The organism is Amycolatopsis nigrescens CSC17Ta-90 (assembly GCF_000384315.1).
In the GTDB taxonomy this organism is placed as follows: Bacteria; Actinomycetota; Actinomycetes; order Mycobacteriales; family Pseudonocardiaceae; genus Amycolatopsis; species Amycolatopsis nigrescens.
The window spans coordinates 9,029,006-9,044,507 of sequence record NZ_ARVW01000001.1 but is presented as its reverse complement, the minus strand read 5'-3'; the positions used below and the strand labels follow the sequence as shown (position 1 = coordinate 9,044,507).

Here is a 15,502-nt window from a genome sequence, read left to right as displayed (position 1 = left end):
AGTGTTTCCGGGATTTGCTGGCGCCATGCCCATTACCGCGCCCGCTACCGCGAAAACGGCCAGGAAGGCCGTGCTGCTCACCCTGTGCGCCGGGATGTTCCTGGTCCAGCTCGACGTCACCGTGGTCAATGTCGCACTGCCCGCGATCGGCGATGACCTGCACGCGGGGCTGTCCGGCCTGCAGTGGGTGGTGGACGGTTACGCGGTGGTGCTGGCCGCGCTGCTGCTGTGCGGCGGGGTGGTCGGGGACGTGCTCGGGCACCGCCGGGTGGTGCTCGCCGGCTTCACCCTGTTCGGTGTCGCGTCGGCGGGATGCGCGCTGGCCTGGTCGGCGCCCGTGCTGGTGGGCTGGCGCGCGGTGCAGGGCCTCGGCGCCGCGCTGCTGCTGCCCGGCACGCTGGCGGTGATCACCAGCAGCCATCCGGACCGGGCGGACCGGGCCAGGGCGCTCGGGGTGTGGGCCGGGGTTTCGGCGCTGGCGTTGTCCGCGGGCCCGCTGCTGGGCGGGCTGCTGGTCGGTTCGGCCGGCTGGCGGTCGCTGTTCTGGCTCAACGTTCCGCTGACCGCGCTGGCCGTGCTGGCCTGCCACCTGCTGGTACCGGCCGCCCGCCCGGTGCCGGGGCGCCGGATCGACCTGCCCGGTGCGGTGACCGCGGCGGTAGCGCTGACGGCCGCGGTGTACGCGGTGATCGACGCGGGGGAGCACGGCCTCGGTACGGCCACCGTGCTGGCCGCGGGGGTGGCGGTGCTGGCCGGTGCCGGATTCGTGCTGGCCGAACGGCGGGCCGCGGATCCGTTGCTACCGCTGGCATTGCTGCGGTCCTGGCGGTTCGTCGGCGCGAACCTGGTGGCGGGTGCGATGAACTTCACCGGCCTCGGCACGGTCCTGGTCAGCACCCTGTACCTGCAGGGAGTGCTGGGTTTCACCCCGCAGGCCGCCGGGCTGCGGATGCTGCCGATCTTCCTGCCGCTGTCCCTGCTGGCCCCGGTGGCGGGCAGGCTCACCGCGCGGTTCGGGCCGCGGCCGCTGATCATCGCCGGCCTCGCCCTCGGGGCGGTGTCGCTGCTCGGGCTGCTGCGGGTGACCGGGCACAGCGGCTACGGCGCCTTCGTGCTGCCGATGGCCGGGCTCGGCATCGCGATGGGGGTGCTCACCGCCGCGGTGGTGACGGCCGCGGTGGACGCGGTGCCCCCGGACCGGGCCGGGCTGGCTAGCGGGGTGAACAACACCGCGCGGCAGGCGTCCGGAGCGCTGGGGGTCGCCGTGTTCGGGGCGGTCGCGGGTGAGCCGGCACACCAGGCCGCCTTCACCGCCGGGCTGCACCAGCTCGCACTGGCGGCCGCCGCGCTCTGGCTGGTCGCGATCGGGGTCACCGCACGCGCCGTACGGTGAGTGTCCTAAAAGGATGGTCAGCGCAGCACGGCGGCGGCCCGGTTGAGCCGCACCACGTCGGCGGCCATGGTGTCCAGCAGCAGTTCCCGCTCCTCGTCGCCGGCCGTGGCCTGCAGGTTGAGATCCGGGTCCGCACCGGATTCCAGTGCCAGCGCCACTTCTTCCACGGCCGCCGCCAGCACCGGGTCGTGCCGCCCGCGCAGCAGCGCGGCCGTCATCGCCCCGGCCAGCCCGCGCAGCCCGTCGACCGCGTCGTCCACCGCGGCCCGCTGCCGCCCGGTCGGTTCGGCACTGCCCGGTTCCGCGTTCGCCAGGTCCTGCCTTGCCCGCGCAGCGGCACGCAGTTCGAGGCCGAGCTCCCGCTGATCCGGCCCGTCGCCGCGTAGCAGCGCGGCGAACCCGGTGAGCAGCTCGCGCATGGTGCCGACGGCCTCGGCGAAGCGTTCCGGCAGCGCCGGCTTTGGCACGCCCGGCACCGCGGCGAAGCCGAAGAGCAGCCCGATCATCGCGGCCAGCAGCATCAGCAGCAGGTACTCCACCAGCAGGTAGCCGGGGTCGAGGTGCTGCTTGCCGGCGTTCACGCTCACGCTCATCAGCACCATGCAGCCGTTGAAGATCATCGGTTTGGTCCGCAGGAAGGGAAAACCGGCCAAAACCGCGGCGATGCCGAGAGGCAGCAGGGCGGCCGGTGGCAGCAGCCAGATCGCCAGCGCGAGCACCACCGCGCCGCCCAGCGAGCCGGCGATGCGCTGCCAGGCGCGGCTCAGGGTGTCCTGCCACTCCGGTTGCATGATCGCGTAGACGGTCATCAGGAAGGAGACGGTCAGCGGGTCGCCGGGGCGCAATCCGGCCACCACCAGTGCCAGCACCATGCCGAGGGTGCCGCGCACCGCGTGCCGCAGCTGGGCCGAGCGCCAGCAGAACGCCCCGCGCAGGGAGGTCCGCAGCAGTTCCCGTCGCAGCCCGGCCGGAATGTCTACTTTGGACCTGTCTCGGCCGAGCGCGGCCTCCCGGATCTGTTCCAGCGCGGTCCAGAGCACCTCGATCAGCCTGCCGGTGGAGCCGGGCAACGCGGTCGCGGATGCCCGCCGCCCGACCGGTTTCACTTCATCCACAATGGACTTCGCGCGGACCGCCCCGGCCAGCCGATCCGCTTCCGCACGCGCGGCCTCCAGCGTTGCGCCGACCTCTTCGGTGGCAGGCACTGGCAGTGCGCCGCGTCGGCCTTCGAGCACCGCCGTGGCGGCGTGGTAGCGCAGCAGGCCGCCGGCCACCCGCCCGGTCCAGCGCTCCGGCCGGTCGTTCAGCCAGAGCGTGGCTGCGCGCCCGGCGACGGCGGGGTCCGCATCGGTGAGCGCGTCGGCGAGGGCCTGCCTGGTCGGCTTCCCCGGGTCACGGGCACCCATCAGCAGCCGGAGCAGTACTCCCACCCCGGCGGCCAGCGCGGGCGCCCCGATGATCTGCCCGGCACTGGCCGCGCCGGTGAGCTGGAAGCCGTAGCCGAACACCGACGCCATGCCGAGGCCCATGCCGACCGTCACGTACCGGGAGCCCAGCGCGGGCAGCAGCCCGGCCACGAACACGATCACCGCCAGCAGCGCGATCGCCGCCCAGTGCGAGACCGCGCCGAGCAGCCTGGGCACGCCGACGGCCACCACCAGCGCGGGCGCGAACTTGGCCAGCAGCCGCAGATCCGCGCGCAGCGGCCCGCCGACCGCGGCGATCAGGCAGAACAACGCGGTCAGCGCGGCCAGCACCGAAGCGTTGCCGAGACCGACCGCGTAACCAAGGCCGGCCGTACCGCCGATCACGGCCAGCACCACCACCAGCATCGCCGGGCCCTTCACCGCCGGGCTCCCCGCTCGATGATCGACATGCCGGTCACTCTAAGCGGGCGTGCTGGCCGCCGCCGGTCCCGCGGACGGGCATGGCGCGGCGGTCTAACGGCACCTGGCGGAAATGCTCTGGACCGGCGCGTTAACCTGGATGTACCAGGCATCGATCCGGCCATCACCGGGGAGCCTCCGGAAGAACGGGACCGCGCCTCGGCGGGTCCTCAGTAGAACCGGACGGGTAGGCCCGTGACAGCCGTCGAACGAGTGGCCCGCCGTCGGCGGGCAAGCGGGGTGGTACCGCGGAACGCGCCGGAAACGGCCGCGTCTCGTCCCCGTGTGGGTGGCCGGTGAGCTCCGGCCGTCCGTACGAGAGACGAACCGCGAGGAGCGCACCGATGTATCCGAAGGCCCAGGCCGGCGAAACCGCAGGGGGAGTCCCGTCCCAGCCGTCGTTCCCGGCGCTGGAGAAGGATGTGCTGGCCTACTGGGAGGCCGACCGCACGTTCACCGCCAGCGTGCAGGCGCGGGAGCCGGGGGTGAACGGGGCCAACGAGTACGTGTTCTACGACGGCCCGCCGTTCGCCAACGGCCTGCCGCACTACGGGCACCTGCTCACCGGGTACGTCAAGGACATCGTGCCGCGCTACCAGACCATGAAGGGCAAGCGGGTCGAGCGCCGGTTCGGCTGGGACACCCACGGCCTGCCCGCCGAGCTGGAGGCGATGCGGCAGCTCGGCATCACCGAGAAGGCCGAGATCGACCGGATGGGCATCGAGGTCTTCAACGACGCCTGCCGCGAGTCCGTGCTGCGCTACACCAACGAGTGGCAGGGTTACGTCACCCGCCAGGCGCGCTGGGTGGACTTCGAGCACGACTACAAGACCCTCGACGTCACCTACATGGAGTCGGTGATCTGGGCGTTCAAGCAGCTCTGGGACAAGGGGCTGGTCTACGAGGGCTACCGGGTGCTGCCCTACTGCTGGCGCGACGAGACCCCGCTGTCCAACCACGAGCTGCGGATGGACGACGACGTCTACCAGAGCCGGCAGGACCCCGCGGTCACGGTCGGTTTGCGGCTGGCCGGCAACGACAACGAGCTGGACGGCAGCTACCTGCTGATCTGGACCACCACGCCGTGGACGCTGCCGTCGAACCTGGCGACCGCGGTGCACCCGGACGTCCGGTACGTGCTGGTGGCGCCGGAGAACACCGACGGGAAGCGGTTCCTGCTCGCCGAAGCGCGGGTAGCTGCCTATGCGAAGGAACTCGGCGAGAACCCGCCCGTCGTCGGCCACTACACCGGCACCGAGCTGCTGGGCCAGCGCTACGCACCGCCGTTCCCGTACTTCGTCGGCCGCGAGCACGCGCACCAGATCCTGTCCGCGGACTACGTCACCACCGAGGACGGCACCGGCGTGGTGCACATCGCGCCCGCCTACGGTGAAGAGGACAAGGTGGTCACCGACGCGGCCGGGATCGTGCCGGCCACTCCGGTGGACGCGCGCGGCAAGTTCGACGCCCAGGTACCCGACTACGAGGGCCAGCTCGTCTTCGACGCGAACCCGAACATCATCAAGGACCTGAAGAACGGTACCGGTTCGGCCGGCCGCCAGGGCGCGGTGCTGCTGCGGCACGAGACCTACGAGCACCCGTACCCGCACTGCTGGCGCTGCCGCAACCCGCTGATCTACCGGGCGGTCTCGTCCTGGTTCGTCGCGGTCACCGAGTTCAAGGACCGGATGGTCGAGCTGAACCAGCAGATCACCTGGTACCCGGAGAACGTCAAGGACGGGCAGTTCGGCAAGTGGCTGGAGAACGCCCGCGACTGGTCGGTGTCCCGCAACCGGTACTGGGGCACGCCGATCCCGGTGTGGCAGTCGGACGACCCGGCCTACCCGCGCACCGACGTGTACGGCTCGCTGGACGAGCTGGAGCGCGATTTCGGGGTGCGGCTGGACAATCTGCACCGGCCCTACATCGACCGGCTGACCAGGGCGAACCCGGACGACCCGACCGGGAAGTCCACCATGCGCCGGGTCGAGGACGTGCTGGACGTGTGGTTCGACTCCGGGTCGATGCCGTACGCCCAGGTGCACTACCCGTTCGAGAACGCGGACTGGTTCGAGCACCACTACCCAGGCGACTTCATCGTGGAGTACATCGGGCAGACCCGCGGCTGGTTCTACCTGCTGCACGTGCTGGCCACCGCGCTGTTCGACCGGCCGGCGTTCCGGCACTGCGTGTCGCACGGCATCGTGCTCGGCTCGGACGGGCAGAAGATGTCCAAGTCGCTGCGGAACTACCCGGACGTCACGGAGGTGTTCGACCGGGACGGCTCGGACGCCATGCGCTGGTACCTGATGGCCAGCCCGATCCTGCGCGGCGGCAACCTGGTCGTCACCGAGCGGGGAATCCGGGACGCGGTGCGCCAGGCGGTGCTGCCGCTGTGGAACTCGTACTACTTCCTGGCGCTGTACGCCAACGCCGAGGGGGTCGAGGGCACGGTGCGCACCGACTCGCGGCACGTGCTGGACCGCTACATCCTGGCCAAGACGCACCAGCTGGTCACCGATGTCGAGTACGGGATGGACACCTACGACGTGGCGGGCGCCTGCGCGCTCGTCCGCGACTTCCTCGAGCTGCTCACCAACTGGTACGTGCGCCGGTCGCGGGACCGGTTCTGGGCCGGCGAGCGCGACGCCATCGACACCCTGCACACCGTGCTGGAGCTGGTCTGCCGAGTGACCGCGCCGCTGCTGCCGCTGACCACCGAGGCGGTGTGGCGCGGGCTGACCGGGGAGCGCTCGGTACACCTCACCGACTGGCCCGGCCGGGCGGAACTGCCCGCGGACCCGGCGCTGGTGACCGCGATGGACCGGGTGCGCCAGGTCTGCTCGTCCGCGCTTTCCCTGCGCAAGGCGAACAAGCTGCGGGTGCGGCTGCCGCTGGCGCGGCTGCTCGTCGCCGCGCCCGACGCGGACGCGCTGCGGGAGTTCACCGACATCATCCGGGACGAGGTGAACGTGAAGTCGGTCGAGCTGACCGACGACGTGGCCGCGCACGGCGCCTTCGAGGTGGTGGTGAATGCCAGGGCCGCCGGGCCGCGGTTGGGCAAGGACGTGCAGAAGGTGATCAAGGCGGTGAAGGCGGGGGACTGGACGACCTCGCCGTCCGGCGCCGTGGTGGCGGCCGGGGTGGAGCTGGCCGAAGGCGAGTACGAGCGCCGGCTGGTCGCCAAGGACGCCGGGGTCGCGGCCGAGCTGCCCGGCGGCACCGGTCTCGTCCTGCTGGACACCGAGGTCACCCCGGAGCTGGCCGCCGAGGGCGTGGCACGGGACCTGGTGCGGGTGGTGCAGCAGGCCCGCCGGGAAGCCGGGCTGGACGTGGCCGACCGGATCGAGCTGACCGTGGACGCCGACGGCGACGTGCTGGCGGCGGCCGGTGCGTTCGAGCGGTTCATCGCCGCGGAGACACTGGCTGTGGCGGTGTCGCACGGCGCGGTCGCGGACGGGTTCGCCGGCACCGTCGGCGAGGGCGTCAAGGTGACCGTGGCGGTTGCTAAGAGCTGAGTGTGCGGGTGGGACCGGGATGATGAAGAATTCCTCATCTCGGTCTCATCCGGTTTTCGCCGGGCTCCGGAACGGTGGAACCCATGACTCGTGCACCCCGGATCGCCGTGCTGGCGGCCGCGATCGTGCTGCCGGTCGGTGCCGGGCTGGCCGCGTTGCTGCTGGTGACCGAGCCGGACCCGCCAAGGGTGCCGGCCGTGGTGCGGATCGGCGAGGCACCACCGACCAGCCTTCCCCCCGAGCCGGGAGTTCCGCCGACCACGGCCCCTTCGGTGCCCGTCGAGACCCAGGACAGGCTGCCACCGCCGCCGCCGGTGGATGACGACGATGATGACGACGACGACCATGACGACGGCTGAGCCCGTCCGGGACCGCCGTGACAGCCGGGGCAGCCGGGTCTCCGCGCGGGTGCGGATCATGGGCTGGTTCATGCTGGTGATGACGGCCGGGCTGGCCGTGGTGGTGCTGCTGGTGGCCGAGTTCGAGCGGGCCGCCGTGGACGACCGGGTGAACCGGGCGCTGGAACAGGACGTGGAGGAGTTCCGCACCTTCGCCAGGGCGGGCTACGACCAGGGGCAGGGCCGGGCGATCCAGGACGCCTGGACGCTGTTCGGCCTGCACCTCGGCACCCAGTACATCCACGAGGCCGAGGTGCTGCTCGGCGTGGTGCCGCTGGGGAACAAGCTGAACTCGCTCAAACAGATCGACCAGTCGGTGCAGAACGTGCCGCTGGACCAGCCCGCGCTGCGGTCCATGGTGGACGATCCGGCGGGCACCGGCACGCTGATGACGACGGCGGGCGAGTTCCGGTGGTTGCGCGCGGATGTACTGCCGCCCGGCGGTGGCGGCACGCCTTCGGGCTGGTTCATCGCGGGGTACTTCGTGGAACCCCTTCGCGCGGATGTGGCCGGTACTGTGCGGACCCTGATCTGGGTGAGCCTGGCCGCGCTGGTGCTGGCCGCCGGGGTCTCGTGGCTGGCCGCCGGCCGGATTCTGGCGCCGGTGCGGACCGTGCGGCTGGCGGCCGCCGAGCTCACCGAGGCGGACCTGACCCACCGCATCCCGGTGCACGGGCGGGACGACATCGCCGCACTGGCCGAGCAGTTCAACGCGATGCTGGACCGGCTGGAGCGGGCGTTCAGCACCCGGCGGCAGTTTCTCGACGACGCCGGGCACGAGCTGCGCACGCCGATCACGATCATCCTCGGGCATCTGGACCTGATGGGCGACGATCCGGCCGAGCGGGCCGAGGTCGTCCGGCTGTGCACCGACGAGCTGGAGCGGATGGCCAGGATCGTGGACGAACTGCTGCTGCTGGCCAAGACCGAACAACCGGATTTCCTGCGCGCCGAATGGGTTTCCGTGCCCGAGCTGTCCAGCGATATCGAAGCCAAGGCGCGGGCCATCGCGGCGCGGCGGTGGACGCTGGAAGCGATCGGGGAGGGCGAGGCTTGGTTGGACCCGCAGCGGGTCACCCAGGCCGTGCTCCAGCTCGCGCAGAACGCGGTGCAGCACACCGCGGACGGCGACCCGATCCGGATCGGGTCGGCGCTGTCCGACGGCACGGTTTCGTTCTGGGTCACCGACACCGGCCCCGGCGTCCCCGAGGAGGACGTGGAGCGGATCTTCGACCGGTTCGTCCGCGGCTCGGACGGCGGCGGGGAGCGCACCGGGGCCGGGCTCGGGCTGGCCATCGTGCGAGCCATCGCCGAAGCGCACCAGGGCCGGGCCAGGATGGTGTCCGAACCGGGCTACGGCGCGACCTTCGGTATCGAACTGCCCGCGACGCCGGGCCCGAAAGCAGGACGTGAGGTGACCCGATGGGCCGGATCCTGATCGCGGAGGACGAGCAGCGCATCGCCTCCTTCGTGGAGAAAGGCTTGCGCGCCAACGGATTCGCCACGACGGTGGTGGCGGACGGGGATGCCGCGCTGGCGCACGCGGTGTCCGGCGGGTTCGACCTGATGGTGCTCGACCTCGGGTTGCCCCGGCGCGACGGGTTCGCCGTGCTGCAGTCGATGCGCCAGGCGAAGGTGACCACGCCGGTGATCATCCTGACCGCGCGCGACTCGGTGGGGGACACGGTGGCCGGCCTCGAAGGCGGCGCCGACGACTACATGACCAAGCCGTTCCGGTTCGAGGAGCTGCTGGCCAGGGTGCGGCTGCGGCTGAAGTCCGCGGACCGGGGGCCGGAGGTGACCGTGCTGCGACACGGCGACGTCTCGCTGGACCTGCGCACCCGCCGGGCGCAGACCCCGGACCGCACCGTCGACCTGACCGCGCGGGAGTTCGCGCTGCTCGAGCTTTTCCTGCGGCATCCCGGCCAGGTGCTCTCGCGGGAGCAGATCCTTTCCCACGTCTGGGGCTACGACTTCGACCCCGGGTCCAATGTGGTCGATGTGTACGTGCGCACGCTGCGGCGCAAGATCGGGCCGGACCGGATCGAGACCGTCCGCGGCATGGGCTACCGCGTCGACTGACCTCGTGAGTGGAAAGTGTTGCTCCGGCAACACTTTCCACTCACGAGGTGAAGGTCCTCTCATGTGAGCTTCACGTAAGGTTCAGTGTCCGGCCGGAGGCTGGTCACCATGAACGGGACCACCGCCACCGCGCCGCTGAACCGGCCGACCGTGCCGCTGCGCACCGCGCGGCCTTCGCGGAAACGCCTGTGGCAGGCCGGTTTCGGGTTGCTGGCCGTGCTGGCGCTGGTTCTGCTGTACCTGGTGCTGCCCGGCCAGGAGGGCGGGTTGCCGCCGCACGGGCGGATCGCGCTGGTGATCTTCGCCGCGGCGGTGCTGGCCTGGATGTTCGCCCGCGTCGACGACACCTTCGTCGGCCTGCTCGCCGCGGTCGCGCTGGTGGTCACCGGGGTGATCGACGCGGACACCCTCTTCGGCGCGCTCGGTGGTGAGACGGTCTGGTTGCTGATCGGCGCCTTCGTGCTGGCCGCCGGGCTGGCCGCGACCGGGCTGCCGGAACGGGCCGCGGTGGTGCTGGTGGCCAGGGCGCGCTCGGTGCGCCAGCTGGCGCACCTGGTCACGGTCGCCGTGGCCGGCACCGCGCTGGCCGTGCCGGCTACCTCCGGCAGGGCGGCGCTGCTGCTGCCGGTGTTCCTGGCGCTGGCCAGGGCGCTGGCCGGACGGCCGTCGGTGGTGCGTGCACTCGCGCTGCTGTTCCCCACGGTCATCCTGCTCTCCGCGGCGGCCACCCTGATCGGCGCCGGCGCGCACCTGATCACCAGCCAGGTGCTGGCCGGCGCGACCGGGGCCGGGATCGGCTTCGGCCGTTGGCTGCTGCTCGGCCTGCCGTTCGCCCTGCTCAGCTCCCACCTGGCCGCCGAGCTGGTGCTGCTGCTGATGACCAGCCGGGCGGACCGCCGCCTGCCGCTGTCGCTTGACGTCAGCGACTTCACTGACCTTGCCGGCCGTACCGGGGTGGCGGCGACCGGGCCGCTGAGTGCCGGCCAGAAACGTGCCGCGGTCGTGCTCGCCGCGGTGGTCCTGTTGTGGTGCACCGAATCCCTGCACGGCCTGGCGCCGGCACTGGTCGCGCTGCTCGGCGCGCTGCTGATCACCGCGCCCCGGCTGGGCACCACCGCGGTCGGCGGCGCGCTGGCCACCGTGCCCTGGTCGCTGCTGCTGTTCATGACCACCACCGCGGTACTCGGCACCGCGCTGTCCGCGTCGGGCGCGGCGGCCTGGCTGACCGGGCTCGCATTCGGGCACGGCGGTGCGGGCGGCGCGCCTGGGTTCCTGGTCACCGTCGTGGTGCTCAGCGCCGCCGCGCACCTGGTGCTGCAGTCCCGCTCGGCCCGCTCGTCGGTGCTCGTCCCGCTGGTGATCCCGCCCGCGATCGCGTTCGGCCTGAACCCGGCCGCGGTGGCCTTCGCGTCCACTGTGGCCGCCGGGTTCTGCCACACCCTGCCCGCCTCGGCCAAACCGGTCGCCCTGTTCTCCGCGCTGGAAGACGTGCCCACCTACCGCCGGTCCGATTTGCTTCGGCTGTCCGCGCTGCTCGGCCCGGTCGTCGTGCTGCTCGTGCTCGGTTTCGCCGTCACCGTCTGGCCGGCGCTCGGCCTTCCGCTGCGCTGAGCCGGCTGATTCGAGGAGGAAGAGATGACCGCGTGCACCCCGGTGCGTTTCGTAGTGGCCCCGAGCGGGTTCAAGGAGTCACTGGCCGCGGAGGCGGTCGCCGAGGCGATCTCGGCCGGCATCCGCCGGGTGGTGCCCGGTGCGGTGGTGCGCAGTATGCCGCTGGTGGACGGTGGTGAGGGCTCGGCCCGCACCCTGGCCGCGGCCACCGGCGGAGAGCTGGTCCCGGTGACCGTCACCGGCCCGGTCGGCAACCCGGTGGCCGCGCACTTCGCCGTGCTCGGCGGGGACGGGCCCCGCACCGCGATGGTGGAGATGGCCGCCGCGGCCGGGCTGAGGCTGGTCCCGGCCGGAGCCCGCGATCCGGGGCGTACCACCACCTACGGCGTCGGCGAGCTGATCAGGGCGGCCCTGGACGCGGGCTGCCGCCGGATACTGGTCGGCTGCGGCGACTCCGGAACCTGCGACGGCGGCGCGGGCGCACTGCACGCGCTGGGCGCCCGGTTCGTCAACGCGTCCGGCGACCCGGTCACCCCGGACGCCTGCCGGCTCGCCGAGATCGTCCGGCTCGATCTGTCCGGTTTGGACGGACGGCTGGCCGACGCCGAGCTGTCGGTGGCCTGCAACCCGCATAACGTGCTGACCGGGAAACGGGGTGTGGCAAGGGTTTTCGGACCGCAGAAGGGGGCGACCCCGGAGCAGGTGGACAGCCTTTCGGCGGCCATGGACCACTGGGCGAAGCTGATCGAGCACCAGTGCGGCGCGGACCTGCGCACCGCGCCGGGCGGCGGGGCCTCCGGCGGGCTCGGCGCCGGGCTGGCCGGGGTGCTCGGCGCCAAGCTGCTGCCGCGGTTCGACGTGCTGCTGGACGGGACCGGCCTGGACGCGCAGCTGGCCGAGGCGGACCTGGTGATCACCGCGGAGGGTGCGATCGACGACCAGACGCCGCGGGGCAAGGTGCCGGCCGAGGTGGCCCGCCGCGCCAAGCGGTACGGCAAGCCGGTGATCGCGCTGGCCGGCACCATCGGCAGCGGCGCGCGCAGCACGCACGACCAGGGGATCGACGCGTTCGCCGGGATACTCCCCGGGCCGATCGGCCTGCCGGAGGCGTTGGAGCGGGCCGGGGAGCTGCTGGTCGACGCCACCGAACGGGCGCTGCGGCTGGTGCTGGTTGGCGCCGCGATTTCGGCGGCCTGATCACGAAAAGGAGTCGGTTGCCAACTCACCGGTAACGACGACGTCCGGTCAACGATGGGCAGGTGAACGGCGGATGCGGCTCTGGGGGAGTGAATCGGTGCGACCTGCGGCGAAAAAGGCTGTGCTGATCGGCGGTGCGCTCGCGATGGTCGCCATCGTCACCGGTGGGGTGCTGGCGCTGCGCGGTTCACCCGCGCCGGCTTCGGACGCGTCCGAAGCCAAGGCCGATCCCGCGGCCGGGGTGAACGACCCGGAGGACACCGCGGTCCGGTACCTGCAGGCCTTCGCCCGCGGTGACGCCACCATCGCCGGCGCGCTGACCGACGACCCGGCCGCGGCCGGTGCCTTCCTGGCCGAGGTGCGGCAGGCTTTCGGCGAGGCCAAGGCGGTGACGAGCCTGAAACAGGTCGCCGCGGTGGCCGACGGGAAGACCACCGCGACCTTCGAGGTCACCTGGACCCTCGGCGAAGGCCGCGAATGGGCTTACCAGAACACGCTGCCGCTGGTGCGCGGTGGAGGGCATTGGACGGTGCACTGGAGCCCGGCGCTGGTGCATCCGAAGCTAGGCGCGGGGGAACGGCTGGCACGGCGCAGCAAGGCAGGCACCCCGGCGGTGCTGGACCGGGCCGGTGCGCCGCTGGTGCTCTGGCAGGATGCCGGGCCGCAGCCCGCGGAGGACGGGCTCGCGCCGCTGCTCCAGCCCGGCCTCGGCCGGGTCGCCAAGGAGAACGGCGGGGACGTCTGGTCGGTGGTGCGGACCTCGGCGGGCGGGGAGGTGCTGGAAACACTGGCCGGCAGCGACCCCGCCGCGGCCAAGCCGCTCACCGCCACCCTCGACGCCAAGGCGCAGCGGGCGGCGCAGGCCGCGGTGGACGGCGCCGGGGGACCCGCCGTGCTGATCGCGCTCCAGCCGTCCAGCGGGGACATCCTGGCGGTGGCGCAGAACTCCGCGGCCGGTCCCGACCCGAAGGCGTTCACCGGCCTCTACGCGCCCGGCTCCACGTTCAAGATCGCCACCGCGGCGGCGGTGCTCCAGCAGGGCGGGACCGGCGTGGACACCGTGCTGCCCTGTCCCGGCAGCGCACGGATCGGCCAGCGGACCATCCCCAACGACGACGGTTTCGACCTCGGCGAGAAACCGCTGCACGTCGCCTTCGCGCGGTCGTGCAACACCACCTTCGCGCAGCTGGCCGCCGGACTGCCCGCGGCCGGGCTGGCCGAGGCGGCGAGCCAGTTCGGGCTGAACGCGGACTTCGAGATCCCGGGCATTTCCACCGAGACCGGCAAGGTGGAGGCCGCGGGCAGCCCGGCCGAACAGGTCGAGGGCGGCATCGGCCAGGGCAAGGTGCAGGCCAGCCCGTTCGGAGTGGCGCTGATGGCGGCCACGGTCGCCGGCGGCGAGGCGGTCACCCCGAAGCTGTGGCACGGGCTGGACACCCAGGTGAACCAGTCGTACCAGGCGCCGCCGGCCGGGGTGCTCGGCGCGCTGCGGCCGATGATGCGGGAGGTGGTCACCTCGGGCACCGCCACCGAGCTGAAGGGCAGCGGCGAGGTCTACGGCAAGACCGGCACCGCGCAGTACGGCGACGGCACCCAGGCCAACGGCTGGTTCGCCGGTTACCGCGGGGATGTCGCCTTCGCGGTGCTGCTGCAAGGCGCCGACTCCTCGAAGCCCGCGGTGTCGGTATCGGCGAAGTTCCTCGGTGCGCTCTGAACCTCCGCGATATCCTTGTGGCGCAAGGAGAACTCACCGCCGCTGAGTGATCAGCCGGGCACGCTGAGCTGATTTCCGGCCTGCTGACCGGGATTCGCTTATCAGGCGGCCGTCGGGACGGGTGGCACCCCGCCTGGTGAACCGTCCGGCAGGGCCTCTTTATCCTTGTCCGCAGGGCTAGGTGGGGAGGGGAGACGCGGTGGACGAACTCCCGGTCGTGCTGGGCTCAGGTGCGGTGGTGTTGCTGGCCGCGGTGCTCGCCGTCCGGGTGTCGATTCGGCTCGGCCTGCCGTCACTGCTGCTCTACCTCGGCATCGGCGTGCTCATCGGCGAATCCGGGCTCGGCGTGCAGTTCGACAACGCCACGCTCACCCAGTCGCTCGGCCTCGCCGCACTGGTGATGATCCTCACCGAGGGCGGCCTGACCACCCGCTGGGCCGCGGTGAAACCCGCGCTGGGCGCCGGAATCGCATTGTCCACTGTGGCCGTGGTGATCAGTATCGCGGTCACCGGCGCAGCCCTGCACTGGCTGCTCGACCTGGACTGGCGGATGGCGCTGCTGTGGGGCGCGGTGCTCTCCTCCACCGACGCCGCCGCGGTGTTCTCGGTGCTGCGGTCCGCCGGTATCGGTAAACGGCTGACCGGCGCATTGGAGATCGAGTCAGGAATCAACGACGCGCCGGCCTACATCGCGGTGGTGGTGCTGGCCACCGGCACCACAGTGGACTGGTCGCTGCCGCTGCTGGTGGTCTACGAGCTCGCCGCCGGGCTGGCGCTCGGGCTGGTGCTCGGCTGGCTCGGCGCGCAGGCGCTGCGCCGCGCCGCACTGCCGGCCACCGGGCTGTACCCGCTGGCCACCGTCGCGGTCTGCGTGATCGCCTACTCCTCCGGGCAACTGCTGCACGCCTCCGGCCTGCTCGCCACCTATGTGGCCGGGGTGGTGCTCGGCAACTCCCGGCTGCCGCACCGGTCGGACACCCTGTCCTTCGCCGAGGGCCTCGGCTGGCTGGCGCAGATCGGCCTGTTCGTGCTGCTCGGCCTGTTCGCCTCGCCGGAACGGCTGCTGGCCACCATCGTGCCGGGGCTGGTCGCGGGCGCGGTGGTGCTGCTGCTGGCCAGGCCGCTGTCGGTGCTGCTGTCCCTGCTGCCGTTCAGGCTGCCCTGGCGAGAACAGCTGTTCCTGTCCTGGGCCGGGCTGCGCGGCGCGGTGCCCATCGTGCTGGCGATGATCCCGCTGGCGGCCGGCCTGCCCGGCGCGCAGCAGCTGGTCGACGCGGTGTTCGTGCTGGTCATCGTGCTCACCCTGTTGCAGGGCGCGACGCTGACGCCGCTGGCGCGGCTGCTCGGCCTCGCCGCGGACACCGAGGCCAAGGAGATCCAGGTGGACGCCGCGCCGCTGGACGAGCTCGGCGCCGAGCTGCTGCAGGTGCGCATCCAGCCCGGCTCGCGGCTGCACGGCGTCTACCTGTCCGAGCTGCGGCTGCCCGCCGGCGCCACGGTCAGCCTGGTGGTGCGCGAGGGCACCGGGTTCACCCCGCAGGGCACCAGCCGGCTGCAGGAGCGGGACCAGCTGCTGGTGGTCGCCACCGAGCAGGTCCGCGACGCGACCGAGCGAAGGCTGCGGGCGGTCGACCGCGCCGGCAGGTTGGCCAGGTGGAAGGGCGAGTCGGGCCGCTGACCGGTTGGTAATTGGTAACGCGCGT

The 15,502-nt window shown here is 72.3% G+C and carries 10 protein-coding genes; 9 read left to right on the top strand and 1 reads right to left on the bottom strand.

All coding sequences use genetic code 11. The annotated features are described in order from the left end of the window. Positions 1 to 25 precede the first annotated feature (25 nt). A complete protein-coding gene (locus AMYNI_RS0142820; protein ID WP_040406290.1) occupies positions 26 to 1,393 on the top strand; it encodes an MFS transporter in 1,368 nt (455 codons plus the stop codon). Positions 1,394 to 1,410: 17 nt separating this feature from the next. Here the strand turns inward: AMYNI_RS0142820 and AMYNI_RS0142815 are convergent, their stop codons facing one another. Further along, a complete protein-coding gene (locus AMYNI_RS0142815) occupies positions 1,411 to 3,240 on the bottom strand; it encodes an FUSC family protein (RefSeq protein WP_020674312.1) in 1,830 nt (609 codons plus the stop codon). 383 nt (positions 3,241 to 3,623) lie between these two features. Here AMYNI_RS0142815 and ileS point away from each other — a divergent pair, with 383 nt between their 5' ends. The 8 genes from ileS (at position 3,624) to AMYNI_RS0142775 (ending at position 15,477) form a co-directional block, all read left to right on the top strand. Next, on the top strand, positions 3,624 to 6,797 hold the full coding sequence (gene ileS, locus AMYNI_RS0142810; RefSeq protein WP_020674311.1) for an isoleucine--tRNA ligase: 3,174 nt from the start codon (positions 3,624 to 3,626) through the stop codon (positions 6,795 to 6,797). A gap of 83 nt (positions 6,798 to 6,880) precedes the next feature. After that, positions 6,881 to 7,156 (top strand): hypothetical protein, encoded by a 276-nt coding sequence (locus AMYNI_RS0142805; protein ID WP_020674310.1) that lies wholly within the window; start codon positions 6,881 to 6,883, stop codon positions 7,154 to 7,156. Beyond that, positions 7,143 to 8,633 (top strand): sensor histidine kinase, encoded by a 1,491-nt coding sequence (locus AMYNI_RS0142800; RefSeq protein ID WP_020674309.1) that lies wholly within the window; start codon positions 7,143 to 7,145, stop codon positions 8,631 to 8,633. Before AMYNI_RS0142805 ends, AMYNI_RS0142800 begins: the two co-directional genes overlap by 14 nt. After that, positions 8,618 to 9,277, top strand: a complete 660-nt coding sequence (locus tag AMYNI_RS0142795) for a response regulator transcription factor (protein WP_020674308.1) — start codon at positions 8,618 to 8,620, stop codon at positions 9,275 to 9,277. Before AMYNI_RS0142800 ends, AMYNI_RS0142795 begins: the two co-directional genes overlap by 16 nt. 108 nt (positions 9,278 to 9,385) lie before the next feature. After that, entirely contained in the window at positions 9,386 to 10,888 is a 1,503-nt protein-coding gene (locus AMYNI_RS0142790; protein ID WP_084628766.1) for an SLC13 family permease, read from the top strand. Between the two features lie 24 nt (positions 10,889 to 10,912). Further along, positions 10,913 to 12,085: a glycerate kinase family protein gene (locus AMYNI_RS0142785; protein ID WP_020674306.1), complete on the top strand. Its 1,173-nt coding sequence runs from the start codon at positions 10,913 to 10,915 to the stop codon at positions 12,083 to 12,085. A gap of 73 nt (positions 12,086 to 12,158) precedes the next feature. After that, a complete protein-coding gene (locus tag AMYNI_RS0142780) occupies positions 12,159 to 13,799 on the top strand; it encodes a penicillin-binding transpeptidase domain-containing protein (protein ID WP_425387932.1) in 1,641 nt (546 codons plus the stop codon). Positions 13,800 to 13,998: 199 nt separating this feature from the next. Continuing rightward, positions 13,999 to 15,477 carry a potassium/proton antiporter gene (locus tag AMYNI_RS0142775; RefSeq protein WP_020674304.1) on the top strand — a complete coding sequence of 493 codons (1,479 nt, stop codon included), beginning with the start codon at positions 13,999 to 14,001 and terminating at the stop codon, positions 15,475 to 15,477. The last annotated feature ends 25 nt before the right edge of the window (positions 15,478 to 15,502 follow it).